A 16918-nucleotide genomic window follows, 5' to 3' on the forward strand; every position below is an offset into this window, starting at 1 on the left:
ACCAGCCATGAGCGAGAACCCGCCGAACCCGCCCGTCCCGCCCGTCCCGCCGGGGCAGCCCGGCCCGCAGTCGTCGGATGCGTTCGGTCGCCTGCTGCGGTCCGTGTCCGGCCGTGACTGGCTGGCCGCCGTGCTCGCCGCCGTCGGCGGCTGGGTCGCCGCCTACGTGGTCGCTGCGATTTCACTGCTCCTCACCGTCGCCGTGCTGGCAGCGGGCGGATCCGGTTCCGTCGGGTCGGGGTCGACCGGCACCGGGACCGACCTCGGCGCCGGGAGCACCCCCGACGTCCAGTCGCTGCTGTCCGGGGTCAGCGTCCTGCTCGGCACCCCCGCCCAGCTCGTCGCCCTCGCCGACCTCGGCCGTCTGCACCTGTCCGGCTCGATCGGCTTCCTCGGGTCGGGGTCGGGCGCACTCGCGGTCGTCCCGGCGCTCGTGCTCGCCGCGCAGGTCGTGCTGGCCGTCGTGCTCACCCGTCGCATCCGCACCCGCGGCCTCGGGCGCACCCCGATCCTGCTGACCGCCGTCCTGTCCGGGCTGGTGACCACGGTGCTGACCAACGCCGCCGCGGGCATCCTCGCCATCCGGTTCCCCGCCGTCTCCGGCGCCTCCATCGACCCCGTGCACGCGGTCGGCCTCGGCAGCATCCTCGGGGCCTTCGTGATCGGCGCACTCGCCGCGGTGCTCGCACGCCCGTCGGCCCTGCTCGGCCGGAACGTGTTCGCCGGTCGCGTCCTCGGCACGCTGCGCGTCGCGGCGTCGCAGCTCACGGTGCTCATCGTGCTGGTGACGGTCGTCGTCATCGTCGTCGCCCTGGTCGCACAGCCCTCATGGGGCGCGGCGCTGCCGGTGTTCGTCGGCAACGTCGCGGTCGGCCTCACCGCCCTCGGCTTCTTCGGCGGCGTCGGGCTGTCCGGCTTCGGGTCGGCGGGCAGCACGGCGTCGGTCTTCGGCGGCGCCGGCGGCTGGACCTGGCTCGTCGTCCTGCTCGTCGTCGTGACCTCGGTCGTCGCGGGCCTCGCACTCGCTGTCCGCCGCAACGACCGGTTCCGCACCACGCTGGACTGGGTCGTGACCCCGGTCGTCTGGTTCGCCCTCGGGCTCCTGCTCTTCGTGCTCGGCACCGGGCTGGTGTCCTACCAGGCGACGGGCATCAGCGCCGTCAGCGGGACCGGTTCGATCGGGATCGCACCGTGGACTCCGCTCGTGTTCGCGCTGTGGGGCGGCGCGATCGAGGCCGTGGCACGGTACCTCGCGCCCGTGCTGCTCCCCCGCCTCGGCGGTGGCGTCGTGCTGCGGACCTCGCGCCTCGTCGGAGCGGACACGCGCCCGGCGGCCGCGCCGACCTTCCCGGCAGCGACTCCGGCGTTCCCGCCGGCCGGCCCGGCGTTCCCGCCGGCCGACTCTGCATTCCCGTCGGCGGCGCCCGCGGGCGACCCGGCGGCAGCAGCGTGGGCGGCGACGCCCGGCGTCGGCCACCCCGGTCAGCCGGAACAGCCCTTCGTCGGCGGCGGCGCTCCCACGCCCGCTCCGATGTCGCCGCGCGCCAAGAAGGTCCTGGTCCGCTCGCTCATCGCCGGCGGCGCCGTGGTCGTCGTCGTCATCGCGGGAGCCGTCACCACCGGTGTGCTCCGTGCCAAGGTGTGGGGCCCGGCGCCGACCGTGAAGTCCTACGTGCAGGCCATCGCGAGCGGGGACGCCGACACCGCCGCCCGACTCAGCGAGGTGCCGTCCGACGCCGCCATGCTCGACACCGCGGTGCTGAAGAGCGCGAAGGACCGACCGTCGGACATCCGCGTCGGCCGCGTCTCGACGAGCGGTGACAGCGCCCTCGCCACCGTCAGCTACACCCAGGACGGCAAGAACCGCTCCGGCCAGGTCAGCCTCCGGCGCACCGGCACCGCGTTCCTGGTGAAGGACGAGTGGCGCGTCACCGAGCCGCTCGCCCAGACCGTCACCCTGACCGCGTCCGAGGTGCTCGAGGGCGCCCCGGTCACGGTCGGCGGCAAGGAGATCGGCGAGATCAGCGACGGCCGGTTCACCTCGCTCGCCTACCCCGGCACCTACGAGGTGCAGGTCGGCGGGACGAAGTACTTCACCGGCGGCACCGAGCAGGTGTCGGTCGGCGCGACGTCGTCCGGGTACGTCGACTTCACCCCCACCGCCACGAAGGCGCTGCAGCAGGACGCCGAGCAGTACGTGACCGACCTGATCGACGACTGCGCCACGAAGACCGACCTCAGCGCGCTGAGCGGGTGCCCCTGGTACGGCCCGTACGACGCTGATGGTGCCGTGCGCTACGACGTCACGACGATGCCCGAGGTCGAGGTCGAGGCCTCCGGTTCGGGCACGGTCATGGTGCAGAGCACGAAGGACGGTGTCGTCGAGTACGACTACACCTCGTACTTCGGGGACAAAGAGCACGGCGAGGACATCTTCGATGTGTACCAGTACCTGAAGGTCGAGGACGGGAAGCTCGTCTCCGCCTACTGACGCACCACCGCACGCGACGACGGCCGGCCTGGGATCCCCGGGCCGGCCGTCTCACTAGGCTGACGCGCATGGTCAGGACACGGGCGTGGCGGAACGGCGACGCGGCGGAACGGGACTTCCCGGTCGACCGGGTCTCGGACCTCGTCGCCGACGCGGACACCTTCGTCTGGGTCGACTACACCGACCCCGTGCACGACGACCTCGTGCAGGTCGAACAGGAGCTCGGCATCCACGCCCTCGCCGTCGAGGACGCCGTCGAGCAGGGCCAGCGCCCGAAGCTCGACCGGTACCGCGACAGCCTGTTCCTCGTGGTCTACGACGTCGGCGGTCTCGGCGAGGACGGTGAGCTCGTCACCCACGAGGTGAAGGCGTTCGTCACCGAGCACGCCCTCGTCACCATCCACGGGGCCGACGTCGACACCGCCGCGATGGAGCACCGGCTCGACGCGAACGCGGACGTGGCCGAGCACGGTGTGCCGTGGCTCGTCTGGGCGTTGCTCGACGCCGTCGTCGACCACGCCACCGAGACCGTGGAGGACATCGAGCGACGGATCGACGACCTCGAGGACGACCTGTTCGAGCGGGGCAACGCCCGCGAACAGCAGATCCAACGCCGGTCGTTCCGCCTCCGCAAGGCCCTCGGCGTGCTGCGGCGGCTCGTCGTCCCGACCCGCGACAGCGTCGCATCGCTGCTGCACGGCGACGCGGAGACCATCTCGGACGGCATCCGGCCGTACTTCCGCGACGTCGAGGACCACCTGGTGTCGATCTCGGACTCCGTCGAGCAACTGCGCGACGCCGTCTCGAGTGTCCTCGACACGAACCTCAACCTGGCGTCGAACCGGCAGAACACCGTGATGAAGAAGGTGACGAGCTGGGCCGCGATCATCGCGATCCCCACCGCCATCACCGGCTTCTTCGGGCAGAACGTGACGTTCCCGGGCGAGGGTGCGTGGAGCGGGTTGTACGTCTCGCTCGCGCTCATCGTCGCGTCGTCGCTCGTGCTCTACCGCGTCTTCAAGGCCCGCGACTGGCTCTGACCGCCGCGGGCTTCGCACGGTGCGAGCTTGTTCGGGCGGTGCGCGACTGACCGCACCGTGCCCCGCCACAAACTCGCACCAGGCTGCCGACACCGCACCGAACGACCGAGCACGCACGGTGCGACGCCGAGAACCCGTACGCCACACAGCGCGCGCACGGTGCGAGCTTGTTCGGGCGGTGCGCGACTGACCGCACCGCGCCCTGCCACAAACTCGCACCAGGCAGCTGGCACCGCACCGAACGACCGAGCACGCACGGTGCGACCGCGCGTCAGAGCGCGAGCACCCCAGCGGCCCCGCGTCAGAGCGCCAGCGCGAGCACCCCGGCGGCCACGGTGAGCGGAGCCGCGATGCACCCGAGCAGCATGTACTTGCCCCAGGACAGGTGCACGCCCTCGGCCGACAGCCGTGCGTGCCACAGCAGGGTGGCGAGCGATGCCCACGGCGTCACCAGGCACCCGGCGTTCACGCCGATGAGGAGCGCCGCGTACCGCACGGCCTCGTGACCGGCGGCAGGCTCGAGCACCAGGTACGCGGGCAGGTTGTCGATCGCGTTCGCCGCCACCGCTCCCCCGGCGCCGAGCAGCAGGAGCGGCCCCGCTCCGGTGCCGTCGCCGAGCGCCCGCACGATCGGGTCGGTGAGCCCGGTGCTGTGCAGGGTCTCGACCACGACGAAGAGCCCGGCGGCGAACAGCAGCGTCGACCACGGCAGCCGCGACGGCCGGAGCTCGGCGGGCGACCGGAACGCCGCGACGACGACGAGCACGAGGGCACCGGCCACGGCCGCGATCCAGACCGTCACGCCGGCGGTCAGCGCCACGACGAGCGCGACGAGCACGCCGGACGCCGCCCAGAACGACACCGGGTCGGACGGACGGCGCACAGACACCGGCGTGTAGCGCCCGAAGAGCTTGCCGCGGAACACCATGAGCAGGACGGCGCACGGCACGACGACCCCGGCGACGGCCGGCCACGCCATCAGCCCGGCGAAGGGCAGCGGGCCGCCGAGGCCCATCCGGTCGACGGCGAGCAGGTTCGTCAGGTTCGACACCGGCAGCAGCAGGGACGCGGTGTTCGCGAGCCAGACGGTGGTGAGCGCGAACGGCATCGGCGGCAGCCCGACCCGGCGCGCCAGAGAGATCACGATCGGGGTGAGCAGCACCGCGGTCGTGTCGATCGACAGGAAGACGGTGCAGAGCACGGCGAGGACGACGACGGCGCCCCAGAGCCCGATGGTGCGTCCGCCGCCGACACGTGCCGCGACGTCGGCGAGCCGGTCGAACACCCCGGCGTCCGCGGCGAGCTCGGCGACGATCGTCAGCCCGAGGACGAACCCGAGGACGGGCAGGACCCGCTCGGCCAGGACCCCGAGGTCGTCGAGCGGCAGCAGGCCGAGCGCGACGCACACCGCGCCGATGACGAGCAGCACTGCTCCGATGACGGCCTGACGCACGGGCGCTCCTCCACGAGTGCGCCGGGCAGGGTGTCCGGCGGCGCTCCAATGTACTGACCGAAAGCTTGCACCGGTGGTCTCCCTCGGCGCTTTCCGCGCCGCCGCAACGGCATGAGTCCCAGGCGACCGCGAGTCCCAGTAGACGGACCTGTGCAGCCGCACAGCGCGACCGTAACGTCCCTGACGAACCATCGACAGGGGAGCTTCACCATGAACGCCTACGAACTCGACATGACCCGCCAGCGCCTCGGCGAGCGGACCATCGAGATGCGCCTGTATTGGGCGCGCCGACTGCTGGACTTCGGCACCGACCCGCTGACCGCCACCACCGACGACCTGCACGGTTACCTCGAAGCGCACACCGACTGGTCCACCGGGACACTGCACGTGGTCGTCGCATCGCTGCACTCGCTCTTCCGGTGGCTCGTGCGCGCCGGCCACCGCGCCGACGACCCGTCCGCGCCGATCTACCCACCTCGCGAGGAACGCACCCGCGCGCGCATCGCAGACGACAGCACCATTGCGTCCGCGCTCGCCGAGGCCACCGTCGAAGACCGGGCCATCCTGCTCCTGGGCGCCGAGGGCGGCCTGCGCTGCTCGGAGATTGCCGGCCTGCGCCGGACCGACCGGGACGGCGAATGGCTCGACGTGCTCGGCAAGGGGCGGAAGCTTCGACCGATCCACCTCAGCCCCGAGTGCCGCGAGCTCCTGGACAACATTGAGGCGACGACGATGCGCCACGGCTTCTACTTCCCGAGCACCGTCCACGCCGGCCGGCCCCTGACAGCCAACACTGTCTGGCGCCGCGTCAACCGCCTGACCGGCTACAACACCCACGCCCTGCGCCACCGCGCCGGGACGACCGTGTACCGGAACAGCGGCCATGACCTGCGCCTCACCCAGGAATTCCTTGGCCACGCCTCCCCCACCACCACGGCCATCTACGTGCACATCGAGCGTGACGACATGCGGCGTGCGTCGGAAGCCTCGCGGATGGCGGCATAGGGGCGCTACGCTGCGCGACATGAACAACCGTCAGGCCGCCCTGATTGCCGCCGCGTCCGCCGTCAGCCACACCCCGAAGGGCGGGTTGGCGATCACGTGGAATCAGCACGTGAACCGGATCACGGAGAACGCCGGCGTGCTGAAGGACTGGTTGGACGAGCAGGACGCAGCGGACGCCGAAGGCCGGACGCCGCGGACGGCGCAGGAGCTCCAAGAGGAACGCGACCTGCGCAGCGTCTACGGCATCCGGCCGAGCGGGCGCTAGCCCAGCGCGTCTTCCGGTTCGGTCTTCAGCTCGTCGGGGTAGCCGGCGGTGGTCCGCTCGTCGTCCGGCTCGGTACCGGAGGCATAGCCGCTGGCCGGGACACTGCCGGCCCCCAGGGCCGTCATCCACGCGTTGACGATGGGAAGCGCCATGACGCGCGCGATGCCGGCGGCAACGGCCGCCAGGAACGCGATGGCACCGGTGGCCCAGACGACGAACGGGCCGGGCAGCACGTCCACGAGCTCGCGGATGATCTGCGGAGCTACGGCCGCGACGGCGCCGAGGAACACCCCGGCGGCCGCGATGACCTGGAGCGCGGTGCGGATGACACGCTGCCACGGGAACCAGATGGGATCCGTGATCTTCTCGTGCGCGCCCATCAGTTGACCCGCTTCAGGTAGCCGGCCACGATGTCCATCTCGGCGGTCAGCATGGTGTCCGCGCCGCCGTTGTCGCGATACCGGGTGAGCAGTTCGCGGTGGTACGGGCTCTTGATCGGCGCGCGCTTGCCGCGCATCCCGCAGACGTACGCCGCCTTCGCGGGTTCCTTCGGGTTGCTGGTGACGGGAACGATGGTGAACATGCGGAACCTCCTGGGTGCGGTTGGGGTGACGTGGTTGAGGGGCGTGGCCGCGGTGACCCAGGCGGGTCGGAAGCGGCCGAGGATGTAGGACTTGGGGCGCAGCCGGTACGCGGCCGCGCGGGTGTCGGAGCCGTTGGCGCCGAAGGTGCGGACGTAGCCGTTGCCGAGGTCGGCGACCATGAACTCGACGTGGTTGCCGACGCCGTTGCCCTCCCAGTCGAAGAGGATCACGTCCCACGGCTGGAGGTCGCCGGCGCCGGCGGCGTAGCTGCCGTCGCCGGCGGACTTGAAGTTGTCCACCCACGAGATGGGTCCGGGCTTGCCGCCCCAGATGACGTGGGAGCAGAACCGGGCGCAGTCATCGATACCCGGGTCCGCGGTCCACGGAACGGGGAGCTCGTCGCGGGAGCGACCTGCGAGGCTGGTGGCGTAGGCGCCGGCGAGGGCGGGCGTGGTGCGAGTGAGGGTCATTCGGGCCTCCGGTCCAGGGTGCGTTCGATGTCTTCGATTTGGTCGTGGTGGCGGTCGAGGCGGAAGCCGTGCACGGCGAGGGTCTGAATGATCGACTTCACGTCGGTGCGAATCTCGCCGAGCACCGAGGCGTTCTCGCCGTGGCGCTCGTCCTGCTCTTCGCGGAGGTTGATCGGAGTGCCGTCCGGCTTGACGTGGTTGTTCGAAACCTGCTCGTTGGCGGCGGCCGCCTCGTTGCGCGCCCGGATGAGCAGCGGGATGACGATGCCGGCCAAGGTGCAGAGCGCGACGAGCACGGCGACGATGCCGCCGACGATGACCGCGAAGTGGTCGTTGGACACTTCGGCGGGGTTGGGCGCGCCGGCGAGGATCACTGCTCGTCCACCCACAGGACTTCGAACGTCAGGGCGGTGGCGCCGGTGTCGAGCGTCTGCGAGTCGCCGCCGTAGTTGCGCTGGTAGCCGACCACGCGCAGTTTGTCGTTCGCGTTCAGGGACACGCAGAGGCGGGACGCGGTGACGGATGGGGCCACGTTGGCGTCGTTGTTGAAGCCGCGCGCGCCGGGGTAGACGACGCCGCGGCAGATGGCCGCGTTGGCGTTCTCCGGGTCCTCGCTGTTGCGGGTGACCATGACGTACTGCGCGTAGTAGTCCTCGGCGTTGAGCTTCATGGTGGCCTGGACCATGTACATGCCGGCGCGCGGCACGGTGAGGACGCCGCCGGCCCACGCGAATCCGCCGACACGCTTCGAGGGCGTGGCCCACGCGGTGCCGGTGAAGATGCGGGCCTCGGTGTGGTTCAGGGTGAAGCCGGCGGACGAGCGGGACACGCTGAACTTGGGCGTCTGAAGGATGGCCTTCTCGACCACGCCGGTGCGGGTCATCACCTTGGCGATGTCGTCGCCGCGCTGGTTGGCCATGGTGTCGATGTCGGCGACGAGTAGCGAGTCGTCGTAGACCTTCAGGCCGGCCGCGCCGGCGGCGTCTCCTACAGCCACGTGGGCCTCCTAGTTGGTGTAGGCAGCGATGTTTCCGGACACGCTGCCGATGGTCTGGGTGATGGGTGCGTTCCCGATGGAGCCGGGCGGGGTGGTGACGAGGCCCTTCGTGGTGACGGTCATGGTCGCCGCGGCGAGGTCGAAGACGAGGGCCTGCACGTAGCCGGTCGCGGTGGGCCGGTGCGGGAGCGACACGACCGCGGACATGCCGGGTCGGGCGGTCCAGTCGGGCCGGCCGGTGGTGTCGATCTGTCGCTTCCGCGCCAAGAGCCGGGCAAGGAGGAACTTGGCCTGCCCGGGGCCTGGGTAAGGCGTGTCGCGCTTTTCGAGCAGGTAGGGGCGGCTGTAGGTGGTGGCGGCCTTCGCGAAGTCAGTGGCGGTCCTGGCCACCCCGAAGGCATCGGTCCAGGCGTAGGTGACGATCACGGCGTCCGCGTTGAGCGGGAAGCCGTCGTCGCCGTCATCGAGGACCGAGGACGATTCGACGGCGCCGTACAGGGTGGAGCCCTGCTGCATGACGACCTGGCCGGCGAGCTTGTAGCCGTTGTCGGCGAGGATGAACGCGCCGCGTTCGTTCTGGAACAGGCGCAGCCCGACCGCTTCGAGGATGGGCCGAAGGAAGTCATCGGCGCGGTCTGTCTGGAGCCAGCGCAGCGACTCCGGGTCGCGGTCGGTGACGGGCGTGCGGGTCGAGGTCGAGGCGTTCGCGGCGCCCGTCCACCCGTAGGTGTAGCCGGTGGAGCCGGGCACGGTGTCACCCTGAAACCAGGTGATCCATGACGTGCCGTCCGTGTCGAGACCGTCGCCTTCCACGATCATCCACTCGGCGCCGGAGACGGTGTAGAGGTTCGCGGTCGAAGCGGCGCGGAGGTACAGGTGCACGCTGGCGGTGCCGGCGGGCGCCACCGCGGTGATGCCGACGCGGGCCGAGTTGGTGAACAGGGTGGGGAGCACGCCGAGCGACTTGGAGTAGGTCTGAATGTTCGAGCCGGCAGCGTTGCGGAAAGCGATGATGAGCGAACCAGTGGCGTCGTTGCCGGTGCTGGTGGACTGCGGCAGCACGCTGCCGGTGTACTGCTGCCCGGCCGTTGCGGGCACGACCACGGAGTTGACGACCTGCACGTACGAGACGCCGGACCCGCCGGTGGACTGCGCCCGGGCGGCGTTCTTGCCGAGGGACGTGTCCTGGCTCAGTGCTGCGCGGCCGGTCGGGAGGGACGCGGCCGCCCAGTTGGCGATGGTGGTCACGTTCGGGTCCGGGAACAGGTCCTCGACCGCGGAGTACGTGGTGAAGCTCTTGTCCGCAGTGCCGGCAGCCAGCGCCACGGCGGTGGCCTTCCCCAACGCGAGGGTGACAACCCGCGCGGCGATGGCACGGGCGGACGCCTGGTAGGTCTTGGCGCGCAGGTCCACGACCGTGGAGGGCGCGTAGGTGAGCAGCGGGTACTCGTCGGACACGAGCGTCAGCGCCACGGTGTCCGAGTCGGGCGTGAACTCGCGGCCCTGCACGGTGAAGGTCATGGCCAGCGACGCCGGCGCGGCGAGGGTGAGGGTGATGGCGGTTCGGCGGTCCGGTTCGAGCAGCGCCATGACCGCATCGGCGGGACGGCGGATGGTTGCCTCGGCGGTCAGCCACGGGCTGTTGCCTTCGTCCATGCGCACCGTCATGCGGTCGTCCAGCACCGACAGGCGGGTGCCGCCAGCGGTGAGGGTGAAGGTCTGCGCGGCAAGGATTGCCACGTCACACCTCCTGGTACTCGACGCGCACGATCCAGTACTCGCGGGTCTGGTCGTCCAGGGCGCGGCTGATGCGGCCGCCCTGCGGGATGACGTAGGTCATCGCGGCGGATGCGCGGTCGGTGTCGCTGATGGTGAACGTGGACGGCCGGCAGTGCATCGCGAACGCCTCGGCGGCGTCGGTCTCGTCTTCGTAGACGAGCTCGAATGCCCCCTGGCGCAGCGACGCCGCCTGCAAGGTGACATCGAAGCCGCCGCCGACTACCGGGTTGACGAGGTTGCCGCCGGTCGCGGCCTCTTCCCACCCGTTGACCACGAGCGGCAGCGTGCTCTCGAACTCGACATAGCTGGGCGTGGAGCCGTCGAAGTAGGGCAACTCGGCACTGCCAGTCTCCACGAGCACGTCATCGATGTAGACGCTCTGCGCGAGGTAGCTGCCGGTGTACGAGTTGGGATCGTACAGCCAGATCGACAGGCCGGTCGAGCCGACCGGCGTCCGGTAGGGGAACACGATGCGCTGCCACCCGACCGTGGCCTCCTGCAACGTGACCGCGTTCGGCCCCTGAGTGGCGGAGTCGGTCACGGACAACAGGACCGCCTTAGACAGCCGCTTCGGAATCGACACCCACATCGACACCATGTAATCCGTGTCGTCCACCAGGCCGAGCACCGTGTGCGCCGCGAAACCGCCCTGCCGGCTCGGCGACTGCCACCGGACCTGGAGCGACGCGAGACCGGAGTGCGACACCGCGACGGAGCGAACCACGTCCATTCCCTGCGAGGTGGATTGCGTGCTGCCATCGAAAAATGCGCCGGTGGCCTGGACATTTGCCTCGATGATGGCCTGGTTGAAGTACACCGTTGCGTTGCCGGTGGTCGAAGCAAGATCAACGAACTGGAAGGTACCGTCAGCGTTCGGGTTATACCAGGTCTTGACCGTTGCGCTGCTGCCCGACTGGACCACGGTCGTCACGGGAGAGCCGTCGCCAACGTCAAGAACGACCGTCACCGGGAAGGCGTTCGGGTTGAAGACCACAACCGATGCCGCAATGGCCGAGTTAGTCGCAATCGCGTAGGTGTTGAGGTCCCAGCGGATCGGGTCGCTGATTGTGCCGTTGACAAACGTTGCGGAGTGCCAGCCTCCGGTGTCGGCGTTGATCTTCGTGTTGTTGTAGGCGCGGAGGTTCCCCATGTGCGCGTAGTTCGTGCGCTTGACAGCCCCGTTGACCGACGCGGTTGACGGCGACTGGTTCGCCGTGCCCGTCCACGCATAGGTGGTCGTGGTGGCACCGGACGCGGACCAGCCGGAGGCGTCTACCTCGAAGCCGGGGTTGGTGTCACAGTTGCGGCGCACCTCGATGCTGTCGCGGGTGAGGGTCGAGGCGGACTTGCCAGCGGTGCCGAGCCAGGCGTAGGTGTACTCGTGGCTGATGGTGTCGGAGCTGATCGTGGAGGGCATCAGGCGACCGCCTTTCCGATGCGCTGGTTGACGGTCTGAGTGACGGGCGTGGTGGCGATGCGGCGGTTTGCGTCATCGATGGCGGACGTGTCCACCTGGTAGACGATGGTCGGGCCGTCCACCCGCTTGCCCTTCAGCTTGCGAATGGCGTCGTCTACGTCGGACGTGTCCGCCTGGAGCTTGGAGGTCGGCCCGTCCGCCTTCTCCTTGCCCTTCTGCGCGACCTTCTTGTCCACGTCGGACGTGTCGCCCTGCACCTCGGAGGTCGGCCCCTTCGTCCGCTCCTTGCCCTTTGCGGTGGTCTTCGCGTCGAGGTCGGACGTGTCGCCCTCGACCTGCGCGGCGATCTTCCACCCGGCCTGAATGCGGGCACGCTGCGCGTCGTTCGCGGACAGGTACGTCGCGATTTCCTCGGAGAAATCCGGACCCTGCTCGCGGACGAAATTGAAGAGGTCGGCCGGCAGGCGCTCGCCGATGGCCTGCACGTTGGCCTCGTACTGCTGCGCCGCCTCGGTTCGCTGCTGGAGCCCGGAGATGTACTTGTCCGCGTTCAGTGCGCTGTTGTCGAGCGCTTCCGAGGTGGACTCGGCGGCCTCCGCAAGGGTGGAGGTCATGGTGTCGGCAAGGGCCTGCGTGGCCTCGTCGTACTCCTTCGTCGCTTCGAGCTGCGCCTGATACTGCTCGACCGTCTGACCCTGCGCCTTGGCGACCGCGCGCAGGCTCTTCTCGTACGTGTCGTTGACTTCGAGATTCTGGTCCAGTTGCTTCTTGACCGCGCGAGCCGCCTCCGCCTGCTCCTGCGCCCCCTTCGCGGCGATACGCCCCTTGGCCGTGCCGTCCGACAAGGCGGCCGCCTGCCGGTTCAGGGTCTCGATCTGGTCCTCAACCTCGGTCCGAAGGCGCCGCATCTTCGACACCGACTGTGACCCGATGGCCTCCGTGAGGTCACCGACACCCAGGCCGGCCTTCGTGGCGTTCTTCTGGAGGTCGAGCAGCGACCCACCGAAGGACTCCGAGTCGGTGGCCCACTTCCGCAGCCCCCGCGCGAGCGCATCCCCGCTGTCCTCGTACTGGCCGAAGAGGTCGCCGAGCCGCGTCTGCGCGAGGTCTGCGATCTTCTCCTTGAACTCGTCGGACTCTTCCCCGGACGACGCGAGTGCGGACCCGACGAGACCGACCGCGACCGCGATGCCACCGAAGACGAGTGACGCGGGGCCACCGAGGGACGCGAGCCCACCGAAGGTGCCCTGCGCCAGGTCGGTCACGGACTGCATGTCGCCAGTGAAGGACGAGGTGACTTCGGAGAAGTTGGCCAAGGCCTCTTCCTTGAACTCGCCCGTGGCGCCGCCGGCCTCCTGGAAGGTGCCCTTGCCTTCGGCCTTGATCCGGGCCATGTCGGCCTCGATCTTGGCCGTCATGGCCTTGTACTCGTCGGCGGTCTTGCCGGTCTGCTTCTGGGCGCCGCGCAGGCCCGCTTCGAGGTCGTCGCCGGCTTCCTTGCCGGCGCGGCCGAGCTTGTCGAGCTCGCGGCCGCCGTGCTTGGCGCCGTCCTCGATGTCGTCGCCAGCGTCCTTGCCGGCCTTCCCGAGCTTGTCGAGCTGGTCGCCGCCGTCGCGGAGCCCGCGGTCGAGGCCGTCGCCGGCGCGCTCCCCTGCCTTGCCGAGCTCTTCGAGCTTGTCCTGCGCGTCCTCGGTCGGCTCGATGATGCCGGACCGGATGCCCTTCTCGTAGGCGCGGGCATCCATGGCGACGCCGATGGAGAATCCACCTGCCATGGCTACTTCCTTCCTTCGAGGGCGTCGTACAGGGTGCGGGCCGCGGTCTGGACCCAGAGGCTCGCAAGCCGCGGGATGCTGTCACGCGACGAGGCGTAGACGATGCGGCCGTTGGTGTTGCGGGACGGGAGCTGGCGTTTCGTGTGCCGCGTGACCCGGTACCGGCGGCCCTTCCGGCTGGTGGTGTCGTAGGTGGTCTCGGCGTTGCGGTCGGCTCCGAACTCGACGCCGCCGGCGAGCATGGCGGGCTTCGCGCCGCCAGACAGGGCCTTGCCGATGCGGGCGGACTGCAACATCACGTTCTGGTCCGACACGGCCACCCGGGATGTCTTCCCGAGCACCCGGTCATCAAGGCGGGACATCACCCGGCCCTGGACTTCCTGCTGCCAGATGGGTTGGGCGTCGCGCTTGGTGTAGGTGCGAATGTTCTTCCGCATTTCCCGCGGGACGGCCTTGACGGCGGCGAGCAGCGTCCGAAGATCTTCCGATGCGAACACCGAAATCCGGCCGCTGCCCGCCACCGATCAGCCCACCGCGGCGATGACCGGCTTGCCGACGACGCCGAGGGTGACGCTGGACGAGGCGACGGCATCGACCGATCCGCCGATGTTGCCGGCGGTGATGATGATGGTGGCCTCGATGGCGGGGCCGCCGTCCAGCGGGGTGAACGATGCGTCCACCTGCTCGCCCTGGTGGTCGAAGAGGTACCGGGAGAGGCTGTTGGGCGTCTTCCAGTCCTGCGCGAGGGCGAGGACGAGCTGCCACGTGGGCGTCTGCGCGGCGGTGAAGGTCGAGTCGGGCGTCAGGCCCTTCCAGGACACGAGTCCGCCCTGGGGCTGGAACTCGCACTGCGAGACGTGCTTCTCGTAGTTGTCCTGGTCGATCTTCAGCTTCACGTCCGTCATGGTGAACGGCTGTGCACCGATCTGGGTCATGGTCACTCCTTGTCGGGGATGGGGTAGGTGAGCACTTCGACGGAGATGTCGAAGCCGAGGTGCACGTCGGTGGCGGCGACCTGCCGGGCGGACGCGCGGCGCACGAGCGGCAGCGCGTCGAGTGCGTGCATGAGCTCGATCACCCGGTCATCGAGGTCCGCGTCGGCCTCCTGCAACAGGACCTTCGTGCTGGCGACGGTGACCACGAACGTGACGAGGTTGGCGCCGGACTGTGGCGCTTCGGGCAGCTTGTCGATGGTGTCGAGCTTCACCCACACCGTGGTCTGGTTGATGTCGTCGGGCACGGTCCGGTACGGGTGCAGCTTCCACCCGCGGGGCAGGAGCGGCCGCAGGCCGTTCACGAGGGTGGATCGGATACCCGCGTCGGGCTTTTTGCGGGCCATCAGCCGAGGCCCTTGACGCCGCGCTTCGGCCGCAGGACTTGCTTGACGCCCCAGTCGAGCGGGCGGATGGTGACGAACACGCCGCCGCCGGTGTCCACCTGCTGCTCGCCGGCGCTCAGTGCGGCGTTGTAGGTGTTGCGGGCCTGCATGAGCTGGCCGCGCTTGTACCGGGTCGGGACAGCGGAGCCGGCGGGCAGGTTGGGCGCATAGGCGAGCACCTGGTCACGGGCGCTGTCGAGCAGGTCCGCGAGGGTGCCGTCCGATTCCGGGGCGCCGTCCCAGTCGAGCCGGGCGGTGATGACGTTGTACCAGGGGTCGTCCGGCGCCACGACGACGAGGTAGTCCACGAGGGTGCGCTGCGTGCGGCCGCCGAGCTTCGCGACGATGTAGACCGGGTAGCTGCCCGGCGCCGGCAGCGCGAGCGAGAACCACGTCCCCTCGACGGCGTTCGTGATCGAAGCGGGGAGCGTCTGGTCGGCGACGGAGATGGTGACGGTGGCGCCATCCACGTCGGCCGCGGCGGGGATGTCGTAGTCGAAGTCAGCGACCGGTGTGTCGCCGGCGATGAATGCGGGCACGGTCGCCTCCTTCCTGGTGTGCGGGTGGTGGTGCCGCGCGGCGGCCCGGGTGGGGGCACGGACCGCCGCGCGGGTCTTACGCGGCCTTGTCGCCCAGGAGCACGAGACCGTCGTCGTACTCGGTCATGTACTGGGTGTAGCCGTGGGTGCCCTTGTCCATGCCGCCGCGGGCGATGTCGAGCGCGTCCACGGTCAGCGGCGACCCGCCGAGCTCGTTGAGGTGCGCGGCCTCTTTGGCGACGCCGAGGACCTGGCCGGTGCCGAGCTTCTTGAACTTGTCGCGGACGATGAACACGCCGTCCCCGGTGCCCTCACCCTTCGTGCCGAACGACAGGGAGATGTACTCCGGGATCAGGTCCTTCGGCGTGTACATCAGCTCCTTGAACACGTCCTGCGCCACGACGATGCTCGTGGCGTCCACGTCGGAGTCGTTGATGATGTCGAGGACCTGGAGGACCTTGCCGATGGAGCGGTTGTACTGCGTCGGGTAGGTGTCGGCGTCGATCTGAGCGCCGGCGGCGGCGATGAACTGGCCCAGCGCCCACTCGTCGGTGACCTTGGCGTAGCTGTTGAAGATGCCCTTCACGAACGCCTCGATCACCTCCCGGTTGCCGGGGATGTCGTAGAACTCGCGGGCGATGTCCACCGCGACGGCCCAGCGCTGGAACACGGAACCGACGAGCGAGGTGGAGCCGGTGCCGGTCGGCACGTTGGCCTTGTTGCCGGCGTAGGGCTGCACCAGCGCGGTGCCCTGGTCGAGCTTCCAGCCCTTCTCGTCCTGGTTGGTGAGGGTGCCGTTCTTCACCATCGACCAGAACTTGCGCTCGTAGGCGCGGTTCTCCCACACCTCGCCGAGCCATGCCGGCTGGACGACGCCCTCGGCGGGCAGGGCGCCGGTGCCGGCGGTCTTGATGTCGGACAGCGCGGCGAGCAGCGTGTTCTGGTCGCCGGACGCGCGGCCGTCGAAGGCGGCCTGGATGGCGGCGAAGACGGTCTGCGCCGAGGCTTCCTTCGGCTTGCGAGCCGCGTTGAGCGTGCTCGGAGGGGTGGCAGCGGGCACGTTGGGCTCCTGTTCGTTGGGGTCCGGCTCTTCGGCCGGCTTCTCGATGGTCTGGGTGGTGACGGTCTTCAGGACGGTGACCGTGCCATCGGCGGCGGTCTCGTTCTTCGTGGACGTGATGGTGACGGTCTGGGAACCGTCCGGGTTGGTCTTCGTCTCGACGGCGGTCTCGGCGTCGCCGTCGTCGGGCTGGACGGGCTCCACGTCGGGCGTGTCCTCGGCCATGAGGGACGACGACGGGAACGCGCCGGCCTTGACGAGCGCGGCGCCGTGCACGACGCCCTGGACAGCCTGGCCGCCGCGGAGCTTCACGTCGTCCACCTCGATGGAGAGCTTCCGCGGGACGTTCTGGTCGCCGCTGTCCCACGCTGCGAGCAGCGCGTCGCCCTCGGGGCCGTCGTTGATGCGCCAGCCAGCGATGATGCCTTCCTCGGTCTCCTGCGCGAACAGGGCCGTGCCGACCGGCTTCACCGGGCGGGCATGGGTGTCCACGAGGTGGAGGAAGCTCGGCACGTCGGCCGGCAGACGGAACACGCCCTTGCCGACCTTGAAGCGGCCGAGGTTCGTCCGGCCCACCTCCCCGAACTTCAGGAGCAGGCCGCTCACGGTGCGGTCCTGGCGGTTGGCGGTGAGCGTGCCCGCCTCGATCTGTGCAACGGTCATGG

General features: G+C 69.9%; 17 protein-coding genes. 4 read left to right on the top strand and 13 right to left on the bottom strand.

Translation table 11 applies throughout. The features are described 5' to 3' along the window. Positions 1-7: 7 nt before the first annotated feature. Together EDF51_RS17820 and EDF51_RS17825 are read left to right on the top strand one after the other, a co-directional pair. Positions 8-2491 carry a hypothetical protein gene (locus tag EDF51_RS17820; protein ID WP_134195855.1) on the top strand — a complete coding sequence of 828 codons (2484 nt, stop codon included), beginning with the start codon at positions 8-10 and terminating at the stop codon, positions 2489-2491. A gap of 68 nt (positions 2492-2559) precedes the next feature. Continuing rightward, entirely contained in the window at positions 2560-3531 is a 972-nt protein-coding gene (locus tag EDF51_RS17825) for a magnesium transporter CorA family protein (protein WP_123292263.1), read from the top strand. Positions 3532-3832: 301 nt separating this feature from the next. Here EDF51_RS17825 and EDF51_RS17830 read toward each other — a convergent pair whose 3' ends face one another. Next, positions 3833-4984, bottom strand: coding sequence for an SLC13 family permease (locus EDF51_RS17830; protein ID WP_134195857.1), 1152 nt, complete (start codon positions 4982-4984; stop codon positions 3833-3835). Between the two features lie 210 nt (positions 4985-5194). Between EDF51_RS17830 and EDF51_RS17835 the strand changes: the two genes are divergently transcribed. Together EDF51_RS17835 and EDF51_RS17840 are read left to right on the top strand one after the other, a co-directional pair. Then, positions 5195-5989, top strand: a complete 795-nt coding sequence (locus tag EDF51_RS17835) for a tyrosine-type recombinase/integrase (RefSeq protein WP_166673585.1) — start codon at positions 5195-5197, stop codon at positions 5987-5989. Between the two features lie 19 nt (positions 5990-6008). Beyond that, the gene (locus tag EDF51_RS17840) at positions 6009-6254 is read left to right on the top strand and encodes a hypothetical protein (protein ID WP_134195861.1); all 246 of its coding nucleotides are present in this window, start codon (positions 6009-6011) and stop codon (positions 6252-6254) included. On the opposite strand, the gene EDF51_RS20195 is transcribed toward EDF51_RS17840, so the two are convergent. The 12 genes from EDF51_RS20195 to EDF51_RS17900 all read right to left on the bottom strand — a co-directional run bounded on the left by EDF51_RS20195 (position 6251) and on the right by EDF51_RS17900 (position 16916). Beyond that, positions 6251-6634, bottom strand: a complete 384-nt coding sequence (locus EDF51_RS20195) for a hypothetical protein (RefSeq protein WP_208321866.1) — start codon at positions 6632-6634, stop codon at positions 6251-6253. The two genes, EDF51_RS17840 and EDF51_RS20195, sit on opposite strands and share 4 nt — an antisense overlap. After that, positions 6634-7308, bottom strand: coding sequence for a hypothetical protein (locus EDF51_RS17850; protein WP_134195863.1), 675 nt, complete (start codon positions 7306-7308; stop codon positions 6634-6636). The genes EDF51_RS20195 and EDF51_RS17850 overlap by 1 nt, the downstream gene beginning before the upstream one ends. After that, entirely contained in the window at positions 7305-7682 is a 378-nt protein-coding gene (locus tag EDF51_RS17855) for a hypothetical protein (protein WP_134195865.1), read from the bottom strand. The genes EDF51_RS17850 and EDF51_RS17855 overlap by 4 nt, the downstream gene beginning before the upstream one ends. Then, positions 7679-8305, bottom strand: coding sequence for a hypothetical protein (locus EDF51_RS17860; protein ID WP_134195867.1), 627 nt, complete (start codon positions 8303-8305; stop codon positions 7679-7681). The genes EDF51_RS17855 and EDF51_RS17860 overlap by 4 nt, the downstream gene beginning before the upstream one ends. Positions 8306-8314: 9 nt before the next feature. Continuing rightward, complete coding sequence (locus EDF51_RS17865; protein WP_134195869.1) at positions 8315-10045, bottom strand: hypothetical protein; 1731 nt, start codon at positions 10043-10045, stop codon at positions 8315-8317. Between the two features lies 1 nt (position 10046). After that, a complete protein-coding gene (locus EDF51_RS17870; RefSeq protein ID WP_134195871.1) occupies positions 10047-11501 on the bottom strand; it encodes a hypothetical protein in 1455 nt (484 codons plus the stop codon). Next, positions 11501-13276 carry a hypothetical protein gene (locus EDF51_RS17875; protein ID WP_134195873.1) on the bottom strand — a complete coding sequence of 592 codons (1776 nt, stop codon included), beginning with the start codon at positions 13274-13276 and terminating at the stop codon, positions 11501-11503. The genes EDF51_RS17870 and EDF51_RS17875 overlap by 1 nt, the downstream gene beginning before the upstream one ends. Before the next feature lie 2 nt (positions 13277-13278). Beyond that, positions 13279-13797 (bottom strand): hypothetical protein, encoded by a 519-nt coding sequence (locus EDF51_RS17880; protein WP_134195875.1) that lies wholly within the window; start codon positions 13795-13797, stop codon positions 13279-13281. 3 nt (positions 13798-13800) lie between these two features. Then, the gene (locus EDF51_RS17885) at positions 13801-14211 is read right to left on the bottom strand and encodes a hypothetical protein (protein WP_134195877.1); all 411 of its coding nucleotides are present in this window, start codon (positions 14209-14211) and stop codon (positions 13801-13803) included. A gap of 2 nt (positions 14212-14213) precedes the next feature. Then, positions 14214-14615, bottom strand: coding sequence for a hypothetical protein (locus EDF51_RS17890; protein ID WP_134195879.1), 402 nt, complete (start codon positions 14613-14615; stop codon positions 14214-14216). Continuing rightward, positions 14615-15193: a hypothetical protein gene (locus EDF51_RS17895; protein WP_134195880.1), complete on the bottom strand. Its 579-nt coding sequence runs from the start codon at positions 15191-15193 to the stop codon at positions 14615-14617. Before EDF51_RS17895 ends, EDF51_RS17890 begins: the two co-directional genes overlap by 1 nt. 76 nt (positions 15194-15269) lie before the next feature. Further along, positions 15270-16916: a hypothetical protein gene (locus tag EDF51_RS17900; protein ID WP_134195882.1), complete on the bottom strand. Its 1647-nt coding sequence runs from the start codon at positions 16914-16916 to the stop codon at positions 15270-15272. Positions 16917-16918: the final 2 nt, after the last annotated feature.

Source organism: Curtobacterium sp. PhB25 (assembly GCF_004365375.1).
GTDB lineage: Bacteria > Actinomycetota > Actinomycetes > Actinomycetales > Microbacteriaceae > Curtobacterium.